The following is a 20,406-nucleotide window of genomic DNA, read 5'->3' as shown; positions in this document are numbered from 1 at the left end:
CACTCGCTCAGCCGCGGGCGTCGAGCATGCCCTGCATGAGTTCGATCTCGGACTGCTGCGAGGCAATCACGGCCCGCGCGAAGGCCAGGGCGACCGGATGGCTCGAGCGCTCCTCGAGCGCCTCGGCCATCTCGACGGCGCCGAGGTGGTGCGCGATCATCAGCTCGAGGAACTCCCGCTCCGCCTCGACCCCGCTCGACGCCCGCAGCGCGGCGATCTGCTCGGGGGTCGCGAGGCCGGGCATCGGCTCGCCCGCCGTGTGCGAGTGCGCGCCCCCGTCGGTCATCCACGTCATCTGCGGCTCGGCGCTGTACTGAGGCAGGTCCCAGACGTTCAGCCAGCCGGCCAGCTGACCGGACTGCTGGGCCTGCGTCGCGGCGATGTCATCGGCGAGCAGGCGCACCTCGGCGTCGTCGGTGACCTGGCGCACGATGAGGGCGAGCTCCACGCCCTGCTTGTGATGCACCTGCATGTCGCGGGCGAAGCCCGCCTCGGCGCTGCCCTCGGACGGCGTCGCCTCGGGCACCGTCGAGAGCCGGCCGAAGGCGAACGCGGCGACCGCGACGAGCACGACGGCGACGACGCCGGCGATCGAGGCCGCGACGATGCGCGTGCGGCTCACGGGGTCAGGAGACCTTGCCGGGCGCGTCGAAGGCGCCCGTGCAGAGCGCGCCCGGCTCGGGCACGTTCTGGCTCTGCCAGTACTCCTCGAAGAACTCGGAGATGCGGGGGTCGGCCGCGTCGTCGAGCTTCAGCTGCGCGTTCCAGCCGCTCAGCGCGATCGGCGTGTCGAGGCCCTCGAAGGGGGAGAGGACGACGTAGCTCGAGGGCAGCTTCGACTTCAGCGTGGCGAGCTCGTCGCCCGAGACCCGCTCGGGGTCGTAGGTCACCCAGATCGCGCCGTGCTCCATCGAGTGCACGGCGTTCTCGCTCGGCACGGGCTGCTCGTAGACGCCGCAGTTCAGCCATACCTGGTTGTGCTCGCCGCCGGCGGGCGGCGTCTGCGGGTAGTCCACGGTGCCCGCGACGTGCCCGGCGCCGTTGTCGAAGGTCTCGACGCCGTCGATCTCGGCGCCGGTGCCGCCCTTGCTGTAGCTCGCCGGCTTCGGGGTCAGCACGATCGCGGTCACGAGCAGGCCGATGACGGCGACGATGCCCGAGGCGATGCCGATCGTGCGGACCCGCTTGCGGCGGGCCTCCTTGGCGCGGAACTCGGCGAGCTTCGCCTCGCGGGCGGCAGCGCGCTGCTGCTTGATCGACGGCTGCTTGGGGCTGGCGCTCACTGGTGGACCTCTCTCGACGCGTCGCTCCGATGATACGGATGCATAGATCCGAACCCCGGTACGCGGCGGGGTACTCCCAGGGCTTTCGCAGTCTGATCGGGATACCAGGATCCAGTCAAGCCCTCGTCCCGCACCGGGCCGAAGGCATAGTCTGACCCCGACGCCGGGGGTGGGCCGGGCGAGCGAGGAGACCGCACATGACGAGCGCAGCAGCCGAGCCGCAGGCCGGCGGGGGAGACGGGCTCAACGCGAAGGTGATCGGCCTCGCGGCCGCCGGCGCGGTCGGCGGCTTCCTCTTCGGCTTCGACTCCTCCGTCGTGAACGGGGCGGTCGACGCCATCCAGCACCAGTTCGACCTCAGCTCCGGGGTGACCGGCTTCGCCGTCGCGAGCGCCCTGCTCGGCTGCGCCGTCGGCTCCGAGCTCGCCGGCCGGCTGGCCGACCGCTTCGGCCGGATCCCCGTGATGGTGCTCGGTGCCATCCTCTTCCTCGTCTCCTCGCTCGGCTCCGGCTTCGCCTTCGGGGTGGTCGACCTCATCGTCTGGCGGCTCATCGGCGGCGTCGGCATCGGCATCGCCTCGGTCGTCGCGCCCGCCTACATCGCCGAGATCTCGCCGCGCAAGGCCCGCGGCCGGCTGGCCTCGCTGCAGCAGCTCGCGATCGTGTTCGGCATCTTCGCCGCCCTGCTCTCCGACGCGCTCTTCGCGACGGCCGCGGGCGGCGCATCCAACGCGTTCTGGTTCGGGCTCGAGGCCTGGCGCTGGATGTTCCTCGCCTGCATCGTGCCGTCGCTCGTCTACGGGCTCCTCGCGCTGACCCTGCCGGAGTCACCCCGCTTCCTCGTCAAGGCCGGCAAGGAGGAGAAGGCGAAAGAGGTGCTCGCCCGCATCCAACCGCACGAGGTGGACCGGGCCATCCGCGACATCCACGACTCGATGCAGCAGGACGCCTACGCGAAGCGCAAGGGCGCGCTGCGCGGGCCGGTGCTGGGGCTGCAGGGCATCGTCTGGATCGGCATCCTGCTGAGCGTCTTCCAGCAGTTCGTCGGCATCAACGTGATCTTCTACTACTCGACGACCCTCTGGAAGGCGGTCGGTTTCGACGAGTCGAACTCGCTGCTCATCTCGGTGATCACCTCCGTGACGAACATCGTCGTCACCTTCGTCGCGATCGTGCTCGTCGACCGCGTCGGCCGGCGGCCGCTGCTGCTCGTCGGCTCGGCGGGCATGACGGTGTCGCTCGCGGCGATGGCGCTCTCTTTCGCGAACTCCGTGACGGTCGACGGCGAGGTCTCGCTGCCCGGCGCCTGGGGGCCGGTCGCGCTCGTCGCCGCGAACCTGTTCGTGGTGTTCTTCGGCTTCTCGTGGGGCCCGCTCGTCTGGGTGCTGCTCGGCGAGATCTTCCCGAACCGCATCCGCGCCCGCGCCCTCGGTCTCGCCGCGGCGGCGCAGTGGATCGCGAACTTCCTCATCACCGTCAGCTTCCCGGCGCTCAGCGACTTCTCGCTGCTCTTCACCTACGGGATGTACGCGCTGTTCGCCGCGCTCTCCTTCCTCTTCGTCTTCCTCAAGGTGCCCGAGACGAACGGCATGTCGCTCGAGGAGTCCGAGACGCTCTTCCCCGCGAAGGGATCGGCCAAGCGCCGAGCTGAGGCGACCGGCTAGGCTGTCGAGCGTGAACTTCTCGCTGTGTTGTTGTCGCTGAGCTCCGCGACCCCTATTCATCGCGTCGCGCGCGGCATCCGATCGATGCGACGCACCCCACACGAGGAATGAACACGGCCATGAAGTACGCAGAATCGATCGTCGACCTCGTCGGCGACACCCCGCTCGTCAAGCTCTCGCGCGTCACCGAGGGCGTCACCACGGCGACGGTGCTCGTGAAGCTCGAGTACCTGAACCCCGGCGGCTCCTCGAAGGACCGCATCGCCGGCCGCATCATCGACGCGGCCGAGCGCGAGGGCAAGCTGAAGCCGGGCGGCACGATCGTCGAGCCCACGAGCGGCAACACCGGCGTCGGCCTCGCCCTCGTGGCGCAGCAGCGGGGCTACCGCTGCATCTTCGTCTGCCCCGACAAGGTCGGCGAGGACAAGCGCAACGTGCTGACCGCCTACGGCGCCGAGGTCGTCGTGACGCCGACGGCCGTCGCGCCCGACAGCCCGGAGTCGTACTACGGCGTCTCCGACCGCCTCGTCCGCGAGATCCCCGGCGCGTTCAAACCCGACCAGTACTCGAACCCCAACGGCCCGCGCTCGCACTACGAGACCACCGGGCCGGAGATCTGGCGCGACACCGAGGGCCGGGTCACCCACTTCGTCGCGGGCGTCGGCACGGGCGGCACGATCACGGGCACCGGCCGCTACCTCCGCGAGGTCTCGGGCGACCAGGTGCGCATCATCGGCGCCGACCCCGAGGGCTCGGTGTACTCCGGCGGCACCGGCCGCCCCTATTTCGTCGAGGGTGTCGGCGAGGACTTCTGGCCCACCGCCTACGACCCCGCGGTGCCGCACGAGATCATCGAGGTCTCGGACGCCGCGTCGTTCGCGATGACCCGACGGCTCGCCCGCGAGGAGGGCATCCTCGTCGGCGGCTCGAGCGGCATGGCCGTCGTCGCCGCGCTCGAGGCCGCCGCGAAGGCGGGGCCCGACGACGTGTTCGTCGTGCTGCTGCCCGACGGCGGCCGAGGCTACCTCGGCAAGATCTTCAACGACAAGTGGCTGCGCGCCTATGGCTTCGGCAACGCCCCGAGCGGGCACACCGTCGCCGATCTGCTCGCCGCGAAGGCCGACCGCACCGAGCCGCTCGTGCACGTCTTCCCGCAGGACACCGTGCGCGACGCGATCGACAAGATGACCGAGACCGGCGTCTCGCAGCTCGTCGTCGTCGGGCACGAGCCGCCCGTCGTGCTCGGCGAGGTGCTCGGCGCGCTGCACGAGGAGGAGCTGCTCGAGCGCGTCTTCTCCGGGGCGGCGAAGCTCACCGACGAGGTCGGCCAGGTGCTCGGCGCACCGCTGCCGCTGATCGGCGTGAATGAGCCCGTCGCCGCGGCGCGGCAGGCGTTCACCGACGCTCCCGCCATGCTCGTCACCGACGGCGGCAAGGCGCTCGGGGTCGTCACCCGCAGCGACCTGCTCGGCTACCTCTCCCACTGACCCCCGGCTGCAGCGCGGCTCCCCGGTCTCTCCGAACCACTCGAAAGCGACTCCATCATGAACTCCGACGACGCCCGTTTCGACACCCGAGCCATCCACGCCGGCCAGGCGTTCGATCCCACGACCGGCGCGGTGATCCCGCCCATCTACGCCACCTCCACCTACGTGCAGGCCGGCATCGGCGGACTCCGCGGCGGCTACGAGTACTCGCGCGGCGGCAACCCGACCCGCACCGCCCTCGAGACTCAGCTCGCCGCGCTCGAGGGCGGCGCGCATGCGCTGTCCTTCGCCTCCGGCCTCGCCGCCGAGGACGCGCTGCTGCGCACCGTGCTCGCCCCCGGCGACCACGTCGTCATCGGCAACGACGTCTACGGCGGCACGCACCGGCTCATCCGCCGGGTGCACGGCGCCTGGGGCGTGCGCCACTCGACCGTCGACACGAGCGACCTCGACCTCGTGCGCGCGGCGATCGAGCCGGGTGTCACGAAGGTGCTCTGGATCGAGACGCCCTCGAACCCGCTCATGAAGATCTCCGACGTGGCCGCGCTCGCCGAGCTCGGCCACGAGGCGGGCCTTCTCGTCGTCGTCGACAACACCTTCGCGAGCCCCGCGCTGCAGCAGCCGGTCGCGCTCGGCGCCGACGTCGTCGTGCACTCGACCACGAAGTACCTCGGCGGGCACTCCGACGTGATCGGCGGCGCGGTCGTCTTCGCGCCCGGCCAGGAGGAGCTGCACGAGCGGGTGCAGTTCACCCAGTTCGCGGCGGGCGCGGTGTCGGGTCCGTTCGACGCGTTCCTCACCTCGCGCGGCATCAAGACGCTCGGCATCCGGATGCAGCGGCACAGCCAGAACGCCCTCGCGATCGCCCGCCGGCTCGAGGAGCACGCGGGCATCGCCCGCGTCTACTACCCGGGCCTCGAGTCGCACCCCGGCCACGAGCTCGCCGGCCGGCAGATGTCGGGCTTCGGCGGCATGCTCTCGATCGAACTGGCCGGCGGCGGCGAGGCGGCCCGCCGCTTCGCGGAGTCGACCGAGCTGTTCCAGCTGGCCGAGTCGCTCGGCGGGGTCGAGTCGCTCGTCAACTACCCCTCCGAGATGACGCACGCCTCGGTGCGCGGCACGGAGGCGGAGGTGCCGGCCTCGATCGTGCGGCTCTCGGTCGGCATCGAGGACGTCGACGACCTGCTCGCCGACATCGACCAGACGCTCGCACGCCTGTAGCGCGCCGCCGCGCCCGGGCCCGGCGGGAGTAGGCCCTGCCGGGCGGCCGAGCTTGGCAGGATATGCACTGAGGGTGTCACTCCTGCCAGCGCGGGACGGATGCCACGTGCGCCAGACTGTGCGGGTGACCTCGACGCAGCACCCCGCGACCGCACCGGAGACCCCGGCCGCCGGCCACGGCACCCTCGGCCTCGGGCAGGGCACGGCGCTCTACATCGCGAGCGTGCTCGGCACCGGCATCCTCGCCCTCCCCGGCCTCGCGGCCGCCGCCGCCGGTCCCGCCTCGGTGCTCGCGGTCGCCGCGGTGCTCGTGCTGTCGATCCCGCTCGCGGGGACCTTCGCGGCGCTCGCCGCCCGCTTCCCCGACCCGGGCGGCGTCGCGAGCTACGCCCGGCGGTCCCTCGGCGATACCGTCGCGCGGATGACCGGGTACTGGTTCTACTTCGGGGTCTGCGTCGGCGCGCCCGTCGTCACCCTGCTCTGCGGCGAGTACGTCGTCGCGGCGCTCGGCGTCGACCGCGCGGCCGTGCCGCTTATCGCCGCGGCGATCTTCGTGCCGCCCTACGTCATCAGCTGGTTCGGGGTGCGGGTCGCGGGCTGGGTGCAGCTCGTGCTCACGGCGCTGCTGCTCGCCGTCGTCGTCGCGGTCGTCGCGCTCACCTTCCCGCACGTCGAGACGGCCGCCTTCACGCCGTTCCTGCCGAACGGCTGGGCCGGGGTGGGCACCGCGATCAGCCTGTTCGTGTGGGCGTTCGCCGGCTGGGAGGTCGGCACCCACATCGCGGGGGAGTTCCGGAACCCCCGCCGCGTCATCCCCATCGCGACCGCCATCGCGATCGTCGTGGTCGGCGTCGGCTACCTCGCGCTGCAGTTCGTCACCGTCGGCGTGCTCGGCGAGCGCGCCGGGCAGGGCGTCGTGCCGCTCATCGACCTCGTCGACGTCGTGCTGCCCGGGATCGGCCCGGCGATCGTCGCCGCGATCGCGGTCATCGTCACCGTGGGCGTCATGAACGCGTACCTGCCGGCCTTCGGCAATCTCGGCGCAGCGCTCGGCCGCGACGGCGACCTGCCCCGGTACTTCGCGAAGGGCGCCGCGGGCGGCGAGGTGCCCAGGCGGGCGCTCGCCCTCACCGGCGTCGTCTCGCTCGGGTACTTCGTGCTCGTCGTCGCGAACGGCGGCGCGCTCGGCGCGTTCATCCTGATCCACACGAGCAACATGGTCGCGATCTACTTCGTCGGCATGCTCGCCGCGACGCTGCTGCTGCGCCGTTGGAGCGTGGGCTGGTGGCTCGCCGTCATCGCGACGGTGCTCACGGCCGGGCTGCTCGTGCTCGCCGGTCCGAACCTCGTCGTGCCTGGCCTGCTCGCCGTCGCCGCGATCGCGGTGACCCTCGTACGGCGAGTGCGCGCGGGTCGGCGTCCGCACCGGCGCGGGACCGACGCCGACGCCCGGGCCGGAGCGCTCGGATCCGGATCCGACCACAGAATAGAGGAGCGCGTATGACCGAGTACCGGGCCGTCTTCGACGCCGAGATCGCCTTCGTGAACGGCGGCGGGCTGAGCGCCCGCGGCTTCCGGCTCGACGTACCGGGGCCCGACGTCGGCGAGGCCGCGGTCGCCGAGCTTCTCGTGCGGCATCTCGGGCTCGCGCTCGTCGGCTCGGTCGAGTTCCCGAGCTTCGAGATCGTCGCCGAGGCGCACAAGGGCTCCCGGGGCGTGGCCGCGGATGCCTCGCTCGGCACGTCGCCCGGCGGGGCCGGCGCCGGCGCGGCATCCCGCCTCCTCGACCTCAGCCACCCGATCCGCGCCGGGCTCGTGACGTACCCCGGCATCCCCGCGCCGAGCATCGCGCCGCACCTGACGCGCGCGGCCTCGCGGCAGGTGTACGCGCCCGGCACCGAGTTCGCGATCGACGTCATCACGATGGCGGGCAATACGGGCACCTACCTCGACAGCCCGTACCACCGCTACGCCGACGGCGGCGACCTCGCCTCGCTCGAGCTCGCGACCCTCGTCGGGCTCCCGGCGCAGGTGCTGCACCTCGCGGATGCGGCGGAGCGCGGCATCCCCGCCGAGGTCTTCTTCGAGCGCACGGCCGTCGAGCTCGCGGGGGCCGCCGTGCTGCTGCACACCGGCTGGAGCCGGCACTTCGGCACCCCCGAGTACGCCACGGGAGCTCCGTTCCTCAGCGAGGCGGGTGCGCGTTTCCTCGTCGCGGCGGGCGTCGCGCTCGTCGGCATCGACTCGCTGAACATCGACGACACGGAGGGCGGCACTGGCGAGCGGCCGGCGCACTCGCTGCTGCTCGCGGCCGGCGTGCACGTCGTCGAACACCTGACCGGACTCGAGCGGCTGCCGGCCCGCGGCGCGCGCTTCACCGCGGTCCCGCCGCGGATCGAGGGCTTCGGCACCTTCCCGGTGCGGGCGTTCGCCGAGCTGTCGACGGCGGATCCCGGCGCGGCCGGTTGACCTCAAGGGCCCTTGAAGTCCTAGGGTCGATCGAGTGAGCGAATCCCCGAGCCCCTCCACCGAACCTCGCGCCGCGGCGCCCGCCGAGCCGACGGCGAGCGACGCGTCGGCGCCCGCGGTGCCGGTCGGCGGTCCGCTCGCCCGGCCGTACCGGTGGCTCTCGATCGGCATGTTCGCGCTCATCTTCCTCGCCGCGTTCGAGGCGATGGCCGTCACGACGATCATGCCGCTCGTCGCCCGCGACCTCGACGGCGAGGCGCTGTACGCGCTCGCCTTCGCCGTGCCGCTCGCGGCGGGCATCATCGGTATGGTCATCGCCGGCAACTGGACCGACCGCAACGGGCCGCTGCCGTCGCTCCTGACCTCCGGTGTGCTCTTCGTCGTCGGCCTCGTGATCGCCGGCACCGCGACCGACATGATCGTGTTCATCGTCGGGCGCTTCGTGCACGGCATCGCGGGCGCGGCGGTCATCGTGCCGCTCTACGTGATCGTCGGCCGGGTGTACCCCGAGGCCATCCGAGCCCGGGTGTTCGCCGGCTTCGCCGCGGCGTGGGTCATCCCCTCGATCGTCGGGCCCGCGGTCGCCGGCTTCGTCGCCGAGCAGGCGAGCTGGCACTGGGTCTTCCTCGGCGTGATCGCGATCGTCGTCCCCGCGACCGCGATGCTGCTGCCGCCGCTGCTCCGGGCCCGTGCGAAGGTGCAGGGCGATGCCGCCGTGCCGTGGAGCCCGTCCCGGGTGGGCTGGGCCGTGCTGACCGCGGCGGCCGCGCTCGGCGTCTCGCTCGCGAAGGAGTTCGACTCGCCGCTGCGCTGGGTCGTCGCCGGGCTCTCGGTCGCCATCGTGATCGTGGCCGTGCGCCCGCTGCTGCCCGCCGGCACCCTGCGCGCCGCGCGCGGCCTGCCGGCGACCGTGCTCATGCGCCTCGTCGTCGCCGGCGCGTTCTTCGGCAGCGAGATCTACCTGCCGTACCTCTTCATCGAGGACTACGATTTCGAGCCGAGCCTCGCCGGCGCCGTGCTCACCGGGGCCGGGGTGAGCTGGGCGGCGGCCTCCTGGCTGCAGGGCCGGCTCGGGGACCGCATCTCGAACGTACGCGCCGTCGTCACCGGCTCGACGCTGCTCGTCGTCGCGCTCGCCGTGGTGCTCGCGGTCGCCGCGCTGCACCTGCACCCCGCGATCGCCTTCGTAGCCTGGACGCTCGCGGGCGGCGCGATGGGCTTCATGTACCCGCGCTTCTCGGTCGCGGTGCTGAGCCTGTCGCCGGTCTCGGCCCAGGGCTTCAACAGCGCCGCGCTCTCGATCGCGGAGTCGCTCGGCGCCTCGATCGCGCTCGCCATCACCGCGCTCGTGTCGAGTGCCGTAGTGTGGGGCGGCTTCGCCCCGGACTTCGCTGTCGCGTTGGCGGTCGCCGTCGTCGCGGTGCTGCTCGCCTCCCGGGTGCGTCCGCCCGCCGCGCGCTGAGCAGCGCGCGCTGGTCGCGCGCTGCGCGGGTCATCCTGCTGCTCGGGCCCTCCCTCTGGTGCGTGTCGGCGGTATTTGCGGGTGCCGGGAGGCCCTGACCCGCAGAAATCGCCCGAATGCCGTCGTGCGGGTGTGGTGAGCGCGCTCTCATGCGCCCAGGCTCGATCGATTCGATTCGACCGCCCGTTGTGACTGTCACATGGCCGGACTGTACGCGGGGAGCGCGGCGTGCATAATGGATGCGACAGCGATGTGAACGTGCACATCCGGATCGGCGAACAGTGTCTCCTCCCCAGGACCGCGGGCGCGCGCCCAGCATCCGCGATGTCGCGCGCCTGGCCGAGGTCTCGCACCAGACCGTGTCCCGGGTGCTGAACGACCACCCGAGCATCCGCCCCGAGACGCGCGAGCGCGTGCTGCAGGCCATGGAGACGCTGCAGTACCGGCCGAACCGGGCCGCCCGCACCCTCGTCACGAGCCGATCGAACACGATCGGCGTGCTCGCCGCCATGAGCACGACCTACGGCCCGGCCACGAGCATCGCGGCCATCGAGGACGCCGCACGCGAGCACGGCTACCACGTGAACACCGCGAACCTCGCCGACACCTCGCCCGCCGGCATCGCCGACGCGATCGAGCACCTGATGCTGCAGGCGATCGAGGGGCTCGTCGTGATCGCCCCGCAGGTGCGGGTGTTCGAGGTGCTCGCGGCGTCCTCGATCGGGGTGCCCTTCGTGAGCCTCCAGTCGACGGGGCGGCGCGACCATCTCGCCCTCTCGGTCGACCAGGTGACGGGCGCGCGCCGCGCCACGCAGCACCTGATCGGGCTCGGCCACCGCGAGATCGTGCACCTCGCCGGCCCGCAGGACTGGATCGAGGCGGAGGCGCGGATGCGGGGCTTCCTCGAGGCGATCGACGACGCCGAGCTCGGCCTGCACCCGCCGATCCTCGGCGACTGGACCGCCGACTTCGGCTACTACGCGGGCAGCGAGCTCGTGCGCCGCCGGGATTTCACCGCCGTGTTCGCGGCGAACGACGAGATGGCGATCGGGCTCATGCACGCGTTCCGCGACGCCGGGCTCGACGTGCCGGGCGACGTCAGCGTCGTCGGCTTCGACGACATCCCGGTCGCGAAGCACGTCGCGCCGACCCTCACGACCGTGTACCAGGACTTCCACGAGATCGGCCGCCGGGCCGTCGCGCTGCTGCTGAACCAGGTCCACGGCGCCGAGCGGATCGAGGTCGAGGACATCGTGCCGCGGCTCGTGGTGCGCGGTTCGACGGCGCCCGTCGCGGTGCGGCCGGCGTCCGTCGCGCGCTGAGCGGCTCGCCGCGCCCGTTCCGCGCACCGGCTTGACACGCCCGCCCCGCGGATGCAGCATGGTGTCGATGTGAACGGTCACACGATCACGTCACACGCAGCAGCACACGACACCGAGGTCCAGATCAGTGATTCCGTCGATGACGACCAGCGCCCGAGCGGGCAGCCGATGAACGCGCCCCCGCCCATCCTGGAGATGCGCTCCATCACCAAGGAGTTCCCGGGCGTGAAGGCGCTGAGCGATGTCTCGCTCACCGTGATGCCCGCCGAGATCCACGCGATCTGCGGCGAGAACGGCGCAGGCAAATCCACCCTGATGAAGGTGCTCTCCGGGGTGTACCCGCACGGCACCTACACGGGAGAGATCTTCTTCCGCGGCGAGGAGGTGCAGTTCCGGGACATCCGCCAGAGCGAGCAGGCCGGCATCGCGATCATCCACCAGGAGCTCGCGCTCATCCCCGAGCTCTCGATCACCGAGAACATCTTCCTCGGCAACGAGATCGCCCGCGGCGGCCGGATCGACTGGTCGGCCGCGAAGCGGAAGGCCCTCGACCTGCTCGCCCGCGTCGGCCTGTCCGAGGACCCCGACACGCAGATCAAGCACCTCGGCGTCGGCAAGCAGCAGCTCGTCGAGATCGCCAAGGCGCTCGCGAAGGACGTGAAGCTGCTCATCCTCGACGAGCCGACGGCGGCGCTGAACGAGGACGACTCGCAGCACCTGCTCGACCTCATCCTCGGCCTCAAGGGCCGCGGCATCGCATCGATCATGATCAGCCACAAGCTCAACGAGATCGAGCAGATCGCCGACGCGATCACGATCATCCGCGACGGCCACGCGATCGAGACCCTCGACGTGCACGGCGGCGACGTCGACGAGGACCGGATCATCCGCGGCATGGTCGGCCGCTCCCTCGAGAGCCGCTACCCGGACCGCACGCCGCACATCGGCGAGGTGTTCTTCGAGGTGCGCGACTGGACCATCCAGCACCCCCAGGTGCCCGAGCGGCTCGTCGCGAAGGGCTCGAACCTCGAGGTGCGCCGCGGCGAGATCGTCGGCCTCGCCGGCCTCATGGGCGCCGGCCGCACCGAGCTCGCGATGAGCATCTTCGGCCGCTCCTACGGCACCTACCTCGCGGGCACGATCGTGAAGGACGGCAAGGAGATCGTGCTGAAGGACGTCGAGGCCGCGATCGACCACGGCCTCGCGTACGTGAGCGAGGACCGCAAGGTGCTCGGGCTCAACCTGCTCGACACGATCAAGCGCTCCATCGTCTCCGCGAAGCTCCGTAAGATCTCCCGCTTCGACGTCGTCGACGAGTTCAAGGAGTCGCAGGTCGCCGAGAGCTATCGCAAGCAGCTGCGCATCAAGTCGCCGAGCGTCGACATGGGCGTCGCGAAGCTCTCGGGCGGCAACCAGCAGAAGGTCGTCCTCGCGAAGTGGATGTTCACCGACCCCGATCTGCTGATCCTCGACGAGCCCACGCGCGGCATCGACGTGGGCGCCAAGTACGAGATCTACACGATCATCCAGCAGCTCGCGGCACAGGGGAAGGGCGTCATCCTCATCTCCAGCGAGCTGCCCGAGCTGCTCGGCATCGCCGACCGCATCTACACGGTCTTCGAAGGCCGCATCACCGACAACCTGCCCGTGTCCGAGGCGACTCCCGAGGCCCTCATGCGCAGCATGACCTCCGCGAAGAAGAAGGCGAACGCATGACCACTCCGACCGGCGCGACCCCCACGGGCGCCACGACGACCGGCGCAACGCCCGAGAAGCGGGGCGGCTTCGCCGACCTGCGCAAGATGTTCGGCAACGGCCAGTCGACCCTGCGCCAGTTCGGCATCCTGGGCAGCCTCGTCGTCATCATCGCGCTCTTCCAGCTGCTGACGTGGCTCATCAAGGGGACGGGGCTCACCCTCTCCTCGACGAACCTCATCAACGTCGTGAACCAGTACAGCTACATCCTGATCCTCGCGATCGGCATGGTGATGGTCATCATCATGGGGCACATCGACCTCTCGGTCGGCTCGGTCGCCGCGTTCACCGGCATCATCGTGGCGAAGGCGATGGCCGACTGGGACCTGCCCTGGCCGCTCGCGATCGTGCTGGGCCTGCTCGTCGGCGCGGCCGTCGGCGCCTGGCAGGGCTTCTGGGTGGCGTACGTCGGGGTGCCGGCGTTCATCGTGACGCTCGCGGGCATGCTCATCTTCCGCGGCGGCAACCAGTGGATCGGCCAGTCGACCACGACGCCGGTGCCCGTCGAGTTCACCTACATCGGCGCCGGCTACCTGCCCGACGTCCCCGGCTCCCTCTTCAACTACGCGACGATGGCGCTCGGCGTGCTCGGCGCCGCCTGGATCGTCTACAACGAGCTGCACCTGCGCGGCGTGCAGAAGAAGATGGGCTCGCCGCAGGCGCCGCTCTGGGTCAGCGTCGTCAAGGTCGTGCTGCTCGCGGGCGTCATCCTCTGGGCGGCGTGGCTGTTCGCGACCGGCCGACCCGGCACGAGCTTCCCGATCTCGGGCATCATCCTCGTGCTCCTCGTCATCCTGTACTCCTTCATCACCCGCAGCACCGTCTTCGGCCGCCACATCTACGCGGTCGGCGGCAACCGCCTCGCGGCGACGCTCTCGGGCGTGAAGGACCGCCGGGTCGACTTCTTCGTGATGATGAACATGTCGGTCCTGGCCTCGCTCGCCGGCATGATCTTCGTCGCCCGCTCCACCGCCTCCGGCCCGCAGGACGGCAACGGCTGGGAGCTCGACGCCATCGCGGCCGTCTTCATCGGCGGTGCCGCGGTGTCCGGCGGCATCGGCACGGTCATCGGCTCCATCATCGGTGGTCTGGTGATGGCGTTCCTGAACAACGGCCTGCAGCTGCTCGGCGTCGGCGCCGACTGGGTGCAGATCATCAAGGGCATGGTGCTGCTCCTCGCCGTCGGCGTCGACGTGTGGAGCAAGAGCCAGGGCCGGCCGTCGATCCTCGGGCTGTGGTCGCGCCGCCGGCGCACCCGCCTCGAGGAGCAGGGGCCGACCGAGCCGCCCGCCGTCGTGCCGAGCTCCGGCACCAACGAATCGTCCGAGCCCCGCGACGTCGCCCGGCTCTGACCCGGTACCCCGCGGCGCTGTCCGCGGCGGATGCCGGAACGCACCTCCCCCTCTCGTGGCAGCCGCCCCGGGACACCAAGAGAAAGTGACTGATCAATGAAGAAGATCGCTCTCGCAGCCACCGCGGTCGCCGCGGCGGCGGCCCTCGCGCTCTCCGGCTGCTCTTCGGACCGCGGCGGCGGATCGGGCGGCGGCGAGTCGACCGACTCGGCCGGCTTCGCGGCCGACGCGACGATCGGCATCGCCCTGCCGGACAAGACCAGCGAGAACTGGGTGCTCGCCGGCGGGCTCTTCGAGGACGGCCTGAAGGCGGCCGGCTTCAACCCCGACGTGCAGTACGCGCCCGCCTCGAACACCGTCGCCGAGCAGCAGAACCAGATCTCGTCGATGGTGACGAATGGCGCGAAGGTCATCGTCATCGGCGCGAAGGACGGCAAGCAGCTCGGCACGCAGCTGCAGCAGGCGGCTGACGCGGGCGTGAAGATCATCGCCTACGACCGGCTCATCGAGAACACGCCGAACGTCGACTATTACGTCGCCTTCGACAACTTCAAGGTGGGTCAGCTGCAGGGCCAGGCCCTCCTCGACGGGCTCGCCGCCCGCTCGGGCCACGAGGCGCCGTGGAACATCGAGCTCTTCTCCGGCTCGCCTGACGACGCGAACTCGGCCGTGTTCTTCAACGGTGCGATGGACGTGCTGCAGCCGAAGATCGACGACGGCACGCTCGTCGTCGTTTCGGGGCAGACCGACATCCAGCAGACCGCGACGCAGGGCTGGAAGGCCGAGAACGCGCAGAGCCGCATGGACTCGATCCTCGCCGCGAACTACACCTCGGCGAACATCGACGGCGTGCTCTCGCCGAACGACACCCTCGCCCGCGCCATCATCACCTCGGCGAAGCAGGCCGGCAAGGACATCTCGAAGATCACGGTGACCGGTCAGGACTCCGAGGTCGAGTCGGTGAAGTCGATCATGGCCGGTGAGCAGTACTCGACCATCAACAAGGACACCTCGCTCCTCGTCGAGCAGACGATCAAGATGATCCAGCAGCTCCAGAAGGGCGACGAGGCCGAGGTCAACGACACCGAGCAGTACGACAACGGCGTGAAGGTCGTGCCGGCGTACCTCCTCGCTCCGGTCATCGTGACCAAGGAGAACGCGGCGGAGGCGTACGCGAACAACCCGAACCTGCTCGACATCGTCAAGCAGGCCGGCTGATCGGATCGGCAACGGCGTCCTGAGGATGCCGGGGCAGACCCGAAGCCCGCATGGCGGCTCCCGCTCCGGAAGGGGCGGGAGCCGTCGGCGTCCGGGGGTGGGCGGTGTCCCGGTCCACCCCCGGGCGCCGACGAGCGCGGCTCAGTCGCGCGCGGGCAGCTGCTGCAGGGTCCAGCGGTTGCCGTCGGGGTCGGCGAACGTCACGAAGCGCCCCCAGACCTGCTCGTCGACGCCCTGCGCGTCGACGCCGGCCGCCCGCAGCTGCGCGAGCGCGGCATCCGCGTCCGGGACGACCGCCTGGATGACGTCGAGCGACCCGGGCGCGAGCGTCGCGCCGAGCCCCTCGCCGAAGGCGATGGAACAGGCGGAGCCCGGCGGGGTCACCTGCACGAAGCGCAGCGTCTCGCTGACCTGCACGTCGTGGTCGGCGACGAAGCCGCACTGCTCGACGTAGAACGCCTTGGCGCGGTCGACGTCGCTCACGGGCACGTGGATGAGTTCGATCTTCACGTCCATCTCGAGCGGCATGATGCCTCCTCCTGGTTCGCGGATGCGGTGGGATCGTGGTTCGCCGGAGGGCTCCGACGGGGCCATCCGAGCACGATCCGCCGACATCCGCCATCCCCCTTCGCCGCGGGCGGTGCGAGGATGGGGGCATGGCACTGCACATCACGGGGGAGCAGTCGGCCGACGAGCTGCTCTCGAACGATCCCTTCGCCCTGCTCACGGGCATGCTGCTCGACCAGCAGGTCGCCATGGAGACCGCGTTCGCCGGTCCCCAGAAGATCCGCGAGCGCCTCGGCTCGATCGACCCTGCGACGATCGCCGCGACCGATCCGGAGCGACTCGTCGAGCTCTTCAGCCAGACGCCGGCGGTGCACCGCTACCCGGGCTCGATGGCGGGCCGCGTGCAGCAGCTCGCGGCCGCGGTCGAGACGGAGTGGGGCGGCGACGCGAGCCAGATCTGGACGCGCGGCGAGCCGAGCGGCGCCGAGGTGCTGAAGCGGCTGAAGGCGCTGCCCGGCTTCGGCGAGCAGAAGGCGCGCATCTTCCTCGCCCTCCTCGGCAAGCAGTGCGGCCTCGAGGCGCCGGGCTGGCGGGAGGCGGCCGGCGGCTACGGCGAGGCGGGCAGCTTCGCCTCGGTCGCCGACATCGTGAGCCCGGAGTCGCTGCAGAAGGTGCGTGCGCACAAGCAGGAGATGAAGGCGCAAGCGAAGGCCGCGAAGGCGGCGAAGGGCTGAGCCGGCGCCCCCTACCGCGGTAGGGGGCGCGAACACCACCGCCGGGGGATGCCCCGGGCGCGGGCCGGTGCGAGCATGGTGCCATGACCGATCCCGCCGCCCCCGCAGCCCCGCAGGCGCCCGCGCCGCCGGAGGGCTTCGTCGCGGCCGCCGCGGAGGCGGCGCCGACGCCGCCGACTTCGGCGGTGACGGTCCGCCGACGCCCGCGTCTCACCGAGACGGATGCCTGGCCCGGCCTCGTGCTCAGCTGGTTCGCCGTGATCTTCGTCGCCGTCGCGCTGTTCTCCGTGCTGGTGCCGGTGTCGGCCTCGCTCTACGGGGTGCCCGTGGCGGCGGCCTTCGGCGTCGCGCTCCTCGCGGCGGGCGGCCTGCCGCTCGCGATGCGCTGGGCGTGGCCCGGCGCGATCGCCGGCCTCGGCGGGCAGGCCGCGTTCTTCGCGCTCGCGGTGCCGCCGCCCGGGGCGCCGTGGCCGATCAGCGTGCCGATGCTGCTCGCCCTCTGCGCCGGGCTCGTCATCCTCGCCCTGCGCGGCCGCTTCCTGCCGGCCGTCGTGCTGTGGGGCGGCACCGTGTTCGGCTCGATCGCCGCGGTGCTGCCGCCGGCGCGCGCCGAGGAGCCGTCGACCATCGCGGCGAGCTTCGTGACCGGCGCCGCCGTGAGCGCCGGGGTGCTCGGGCTCGCCTGGCTCCTGCGGGTGCTGCGCGCCCGCGTCGCCGACACGCTCGAGGCGGAGCGCCGCACGAGCGCCTCCGAGCACGAGCGCCGGCTCGTCGCCGAGGAGCGCACCCGCATCGCCCGCGAGCTGCATGACGTGGTCGCGCACCGCATGTCGATCGTGCAGGTGCAGGCGACGAGCGCCCCGTACCGGCTGAGCGGCCTCGACGAGGCGGCGACCGCCGAGTTCGGCGAGATCGCCGCGAACGCGCGCGCCGCGATGGCCGAGATGCGCGAGCTGCTCGCGGTCCTCCGGGATCCGGACGCCGAGGCCGAGACCGCCCCGCAGCCCGGCTTCGCCGAGATCGGCCCGCTCGTATCGAGCGTGCGCCGCGCGGGGCTCGTCGTCGACGCTCGCATCGTCACGACCGCCCCCGTCTCGACCGCGGTCGGCCAGGCCGCGTACCGGATCGTGCAGGAGGCGCTCAGCAACGTGCTGCGCCACGCGCCCGGCGCGGAGGCCGCCGTCGAGGTGCACGGCGACGGCACGCGCCTTCTCGTGGAGGTGGTGAACACGCCGGCCGCCGACGCAGCCGGCCGCGATCGGGCCGCCGCGGGCCGTCCCGACGGCGACGCGGGGCACGGCCTGCTCGGCATGCGCGAGCGCGCGCGGCTCGTCGGTGGCACGATCGAGACGGGGCCGACCGAGTCGGGCGGCTTCCGGGTCGCCGCCGTGCTGCCCGTGATCGCCGAGGCCAGCCCTGGAGGAACCGCCGGATGACCATCACCGTGCTCGTCGCCGACGATCAGGCCATGGTGCGCGCCGGCTTCGCCGCCGTGCTCGACGCGCAGCCCGGCATCGAGGTCGTCGGCCAGGCCTCCGACGGCGCCGAGGCGGTGCGGCTCGCGCACGAGCTGCGGCCCGACGTGATCGTCATGGACGTGCGGATGCCCGGCACGAACGGCATCGAGGCCACCCGCGCCCTGCAGACCCCGCCGCGCTCGAGCGACTACGTGCCGCGGGTGCTCATGCTCACGACCTTCGACATCGACGAGTACGTGTACCAGGCGCTGCGCGCGGGGGCGAGCGGCTTCCTGCTGAAGGACGCGCTGCCCGACGAGGTCGCCCGCGCGGTGCGGGTGATCGCCGCGGGGGAGGCGCTGCTCGCGCCCAGCGTGACCCGCCGGCTCATCGAGGACGTGGCGAAGCAGGCGCCCGCGCGCCCCGTCGACGAGCACCTGCTCTCGGCGCTCACCGAGCGCGAACGGGAGGTGCTCGTGCGCATCGCCCGAGGCCGTTCGAACCAGGAGATCGCGGCCGAGCTGTTCATCGCCGAGCAGACGGTGAAGACGCACGTGAGCAAGATCCTGCAGAAGCTCGGGCTCCGCGACCGGGTGCACGCGGTCGTCTTCGCGTACGACACCGGGCTCGTCTCGCCCGCCCGCTGAGCGGCTCGGCGCGCGGAGCGCGCGCCCCGAGGCATCCGCCCGTCGGGCCATCCGCCGCCCCGTGCCCCCTACCGAGGTAGGGGGCACGAACCGTTCCACCGGGTGATGCCCCGGCCGGTGCCGCGTCCATAGCCTGCGGGAGCCGGGGGAGGGACCGCCGGCGGAGGGGATCCCGATGGACGCGACGATCCAGGCGAGCGCCGCAGGGCGCGCCGCGGCGGGCACGAAGCCGGCGCGGGACACGGCGATCGACGCGGCCAGGGCCGGATGCCTCGCCGTCGTGTTCCTGCTGCACGCGATGATGGTCGGCGTGAGCGTCGGACCCGGCGGGCCGGTGCTCGAGAACGCGCTCGAGGGCTGGGAGTACCTCGCCCCGGCGACCTGGGTCGTGCAGATCATGCCGCTCTTCTTCCTGATCGGCGGGTTCTCGGGCTGGACCGCCTGGCAACGGCGCCGGGCCCGCGGCGTCGACGCGGCGGGCTTCGTGCGCGACCGGATCACCCGGCTGGTGCGCCCCGCCGTGCCGCTCGTCGCCGTCGTGGGGCTCGCGCTGGCCGGGCTCGCCGCGGCCGGGGTGCCGGCCGAAATCGTGCAGACGGCCTCGTTCCGGATCGGCCAGCCGCTCTGGTTCCTCGCCGTCTACCTCGGCGCCTCCGCGCTCGTGCCGCTCATGGTGCGCCTGCACGAGTGGCGGCCGGGCGTGACGATCGGCGCGCTCGTCGGCGCCGTCGTCGCGGTGGACGCGCTGCGCTTCGCCACCGGTGTCGAGGCGCTCGGCTTCCTGAACCTCGCCTTCGTGTGGCTCGCGATGCAGCAGCTCGGCTTCCTGCTCGCCGACGGGACGGTCGACCGGATGCCGGTGACCGCGCGCCTGCGGCTCGCGGGCTGCGCGCTCGGCGGGCTGCTCGCGATCACCCTCTCCGGCCCGTACACGCCGGACCTGCTGCAGAACCTCAACCCGCCCACGGTCTGCCTCGTGCTGCTCGGCACCGCGCAGCTCGCCCTCTTCTCGCTCGTGCGGCGCCCCCTCGGCCGCTGGGCGGAGCGCCGCGGCCCGGCCCGCGTCGTCGCGAGCTTCGGCGAGTGGGGGATGACGATGTACCTCTGGCACCTGCCGGCCTTCGTGCTGCTCGCGGCCGGCCTGCTCGCCGCGAACGCGAGCTTCGGGCTCGTGCTGCCCGAGCCGCTCAGCGCCGAGTGGTGGGCGACGCGGCCGCTCTGGCTCCTGGGGGCCGCGGCGGTCACGGCGCTCGCCGTGCGCGCCTTCGCCCGCTGGGAGCGCGGCTCGCGCAGCTCGGGTCGCGAGGGCGACGACGGGACGGGGCGGATGCCGCGGGCGCGCGCGCTCGCAGGCGAGCTGCCGCGCGTGCCGGCCTGGTTCGCCGTGCCGGCCGGGGTGCTCGGCGTCGGCACCGCCCTCGTCGTGGGCTTCGCCCCGGTGCCGGCCCTCGTCTCGCTCGCGCTGCTCGGCGTCGCGCTGCTGGGCGCCCGGCCGCCCCGCCTGCACGGACGTGCAGCCCTGGTGGCGCGTGTCGAGGCCGGAATGTCGGTGGTCGGTGGGAAGCTGATCCCACAACACCAGATGTAGGGGTCGGCCCGGCGAGGGCCCCAAGGTATTGGGGCTCAGCGACACGCCGCGACACGCCGGGGCGACTGTCCACAAGGACTTTTTCCTGGGTCGTGAGCGTTGTGGATAACAGGGCCCGGAAGGGCGGATTTCCGCCGAATCCGGGGCGGCCGGGCTGGGGAAATCCCGTGGATAACCCCGTGGATAACTACACGAATGTAACTACAGCATGTTGTGGCCGCCCCGCTGGGTGAACACAAG

17 protein-coding genes are annotated in these 20,406 nt (G+C 72.0%); 14 read left to right on the top strand and 3 right to left on the bottom strand.

Annotation, left to right across the window (positions count from 1 at the left end):
• Positions 1-7 precede the first annotated feature (7 nt).
• The gene (locus tag QSJ60_RS16780) at positions 8-622 is read right to left on the bottom strand and encodes a DUF305 domain-containing protein (protein WP_285464701.1); all 615 of its coding nucleotides are present in this window, start codon (positions 620-622) and stop codon (positions 8-10) included.
• Between the two features lie 4 nt (positions 623-626).
• A complete protein-coding gene (locus tag QSJ60_RS16775) occupies positions 627-1,283 on the bottom strand; it encodes a thioredoxin-like domain-containing protein (RefSeq protein WP_285464700.1) in 657 nt (218 codons plus the stop codon).
• Positions 1,284-1,480: 197 nt separating this feature from the next.
• Here QSJ60_RS16775 and QSJ60_RS16770 point away from each other — a divergent pair, with 197 nt between their 5' ends.
• From QSJ60_RS16770 to QSJ60_RS16725, 10 genes are all read left to right on the top strand, one after another.
• Positions 1,481-2,947, top strand: coding sequence for a sugar porter family MFS transporter (locus tag QSJ60_RS16770; protein WP_285464698.1), 1,467 nt, complete (start codon positions 1,481-1,483; stop codon positions 2,945-2,947).
• Positions 2,948-3,066: 119 nt separating this feature from the next.
• Positions 3,067-4,434, top strand: coding sequence for a cystathionine beta-synthase (locus QSJ60_RS16765; protein ID WP_285464696.1), 1,368 nt, complete (start codon positions 3,067-3,069; stop codon positions 4,432-4,434).
• A 57-nt stretch (positions 4,435-4,491) separates the two neighbouring features.
• Complete coding sequence (locus tag QSJ60_RS16760; protein WP_285464694.1) at positions 4,492-5,655, top strand: cystathionine gamma-synthase; 1,164 nt, start codon at positions 4,492-4,494, stop codon at positions 5,653-5,655.
• 124 nt (positions 5,656-5,779) lie between these two features.
• Positions 5,780-7,159, top strand: coding sequence for an APC family permease (locus QSJ60_RS16755; RefSeq protein WP_285464692.1), 1,380 nt, complete (start codon positions 5,780-5,782; stop codon positions 7,157-7,159).
• Positions 7,156-8,124 (top strand): cyclase family protein, encoded by a 969-nt coding sequence (locus QSJ60_RS16750; protein WP_285464690.1) that lies wholly within the window; start codon positions 7,156-7,158, stop codon positions 8,122-8,124. The genes QSJ60_RS16755 and QSJ60_RS16750 overlap by 4 nt, the downstream gene beginning before the upstream one ends.
• 34 nt (positions 8,125-8,158) lie before the next feature.
• Positions 8,159-9,586 carry an MFS transporter gene (locus tag QSJ60_RS16745; RefSeq protein ID WP_285464689.1) on the top strand — a complete coding sequence of 476 codons (1,428 nt, stop codon included), beginning with the start codon at positions 8,159-8,161 and terminating at the stop codon, positions 9,584-9,586.
• A gap of 281 nt (positions 9,587-9,867) precedes the next feature.
• On the top strand, positions 9,868-10,908 hold the full coding sequence (locus QSJ60_RS16740; protein WP_502871396.1) for a LacI family DNA-binding transcriptional regulator: 1,041 nt from the start codon (positions 9,868-9,870) through the stop codon (positions 10,906-10,908).
• A gap of 168 nt (positions 10,909-11,076) precedes the next feature.
• Complete coding sequence (mmsA, locus tag QSJ60_RS16735; protein ID WP_285464685.1) at positions 11,077-12,624, top strand: multiple monosaccharide ABC transporter ATP-binding protein; 1,548 nt, start codon at positions 11,077-11,079, stop codon at positions 12,622-12,624.
• A complete protein-coding gene (mmsB, locus tag QSJ60_RS16730; RefSeq protein WP_285464683.1) occupies positions 12,621-14,015 on the top strand; it encodes a multiple monosaccharide ABC transporter permease in 1,395 nt (464 codons plus the stop codon). Before mmsA ends, mmsB begins: the two co-directional genes overlap by 4 nt.
• Before the next feature lie 96 nt (positions 14,016-14,111).
• Positions 14,112-15,233, top strand: coding sequence for a substrate-binding domain-containing protein (locus QSJ60_RS16725; protein WP_230764579.1), 1,122 nt, complete (start codon positions 14,112-14,114; stop codon positions 15,231-15,233).
• Positions 15,234-15,374: 141 nt separating this feature from the next.
• Here QSJ60_RS16725 and QSJ60_RS16720 read toward each other — a convergent pair whose 3' ends face one another.
• The gene (locus QSJ60_RS16720) at positions 15,375-15,749 is read right to left on the bottom strand and encodes a VOC family protein (protein WP_285465362.1); all 375 of its coding nucleotides are present in this window, start codon (positions 15,747-15,749) and stop codon (positions 15,375-15,377) included.
• A gap of 140 nt (positions 15,750-15,889) precedes the next feature.
• Between QSJ60_RS16720 and QSJ60_RS16715 the strand changes: the two genes are divergently transcribed.
• The 4 genes from QSJ60_RS16715 (at position 15,890) to QSJ60_RS16700 (ending at position 20,166) form a co-directional block, all read left to right on the top strand.
• The gene (locus tag QSJ60_RS16715; RefSeq protein ID WP_285464681.1) at positions 15,890-16,474 is read left to right on the top strand and encodes an HhH-GPD-type base excision DNA repair protein; all 585 of its coding nucleotides are present in this window, start codon (positions 15,890-15,892) and stop codon (positions 16,472-16,474) included.
• 83 nt (positions 16,475-16,557) lie between these two features.
• On the top strand, positions 16,558-17,910 hold the full coding sequence (locus tag QSJ60_RS16710) for a sensor histidine kinase (protein ID WP_285464679.1): 1,353 nt from the start codon (positions 16,558-16,560) through the stop codon (positions 17,908-17,910).
• On the top strand, positions 17,907-18,578 hold the full coding sequence (locus QSJ60_RS16705; protein WP_189085722.1) for a response regulator: 672 nt from the start codon (positions 17,907-17,909) through the stop codon (positions 18,576-18,578). Before QSJ60_RS16710 ends, QSJ60_RS16705 begins: the two co-directional genes overlap by 4 nt.
• 175 nt (positions 18,579-18,753) lie before the next feature.
• On the top strand, positions 18,754-20,166 hold the full coding sequence (locus QSJ60_RS16700; protein WP_285464678.1) for an acyltransferase family protein: 1,413 nt from the start codon (positions 18,754-18,756) through the stop codon (positions 20,164-20,166).
• The last annotated feature ends 240 nt before the right edge of the window (positions 20,167-20,406 follow it).

The organism is Agromyces sp. NBRC 114283, from assembly GCF_030268405.1.
GTDB classification, from domain to species: domain Bacteria; phylum Actinomycetota; class Actinomycetes; order Actinomycetales; family Microbacteriaceae; genus Agromyces; species Agromyces mediolanus.
The sequence above is the reverse complement of the archived record's forward strand: the minus strand, read 5'-3'. Positions and strand labels throughout refer to the sequence as shown.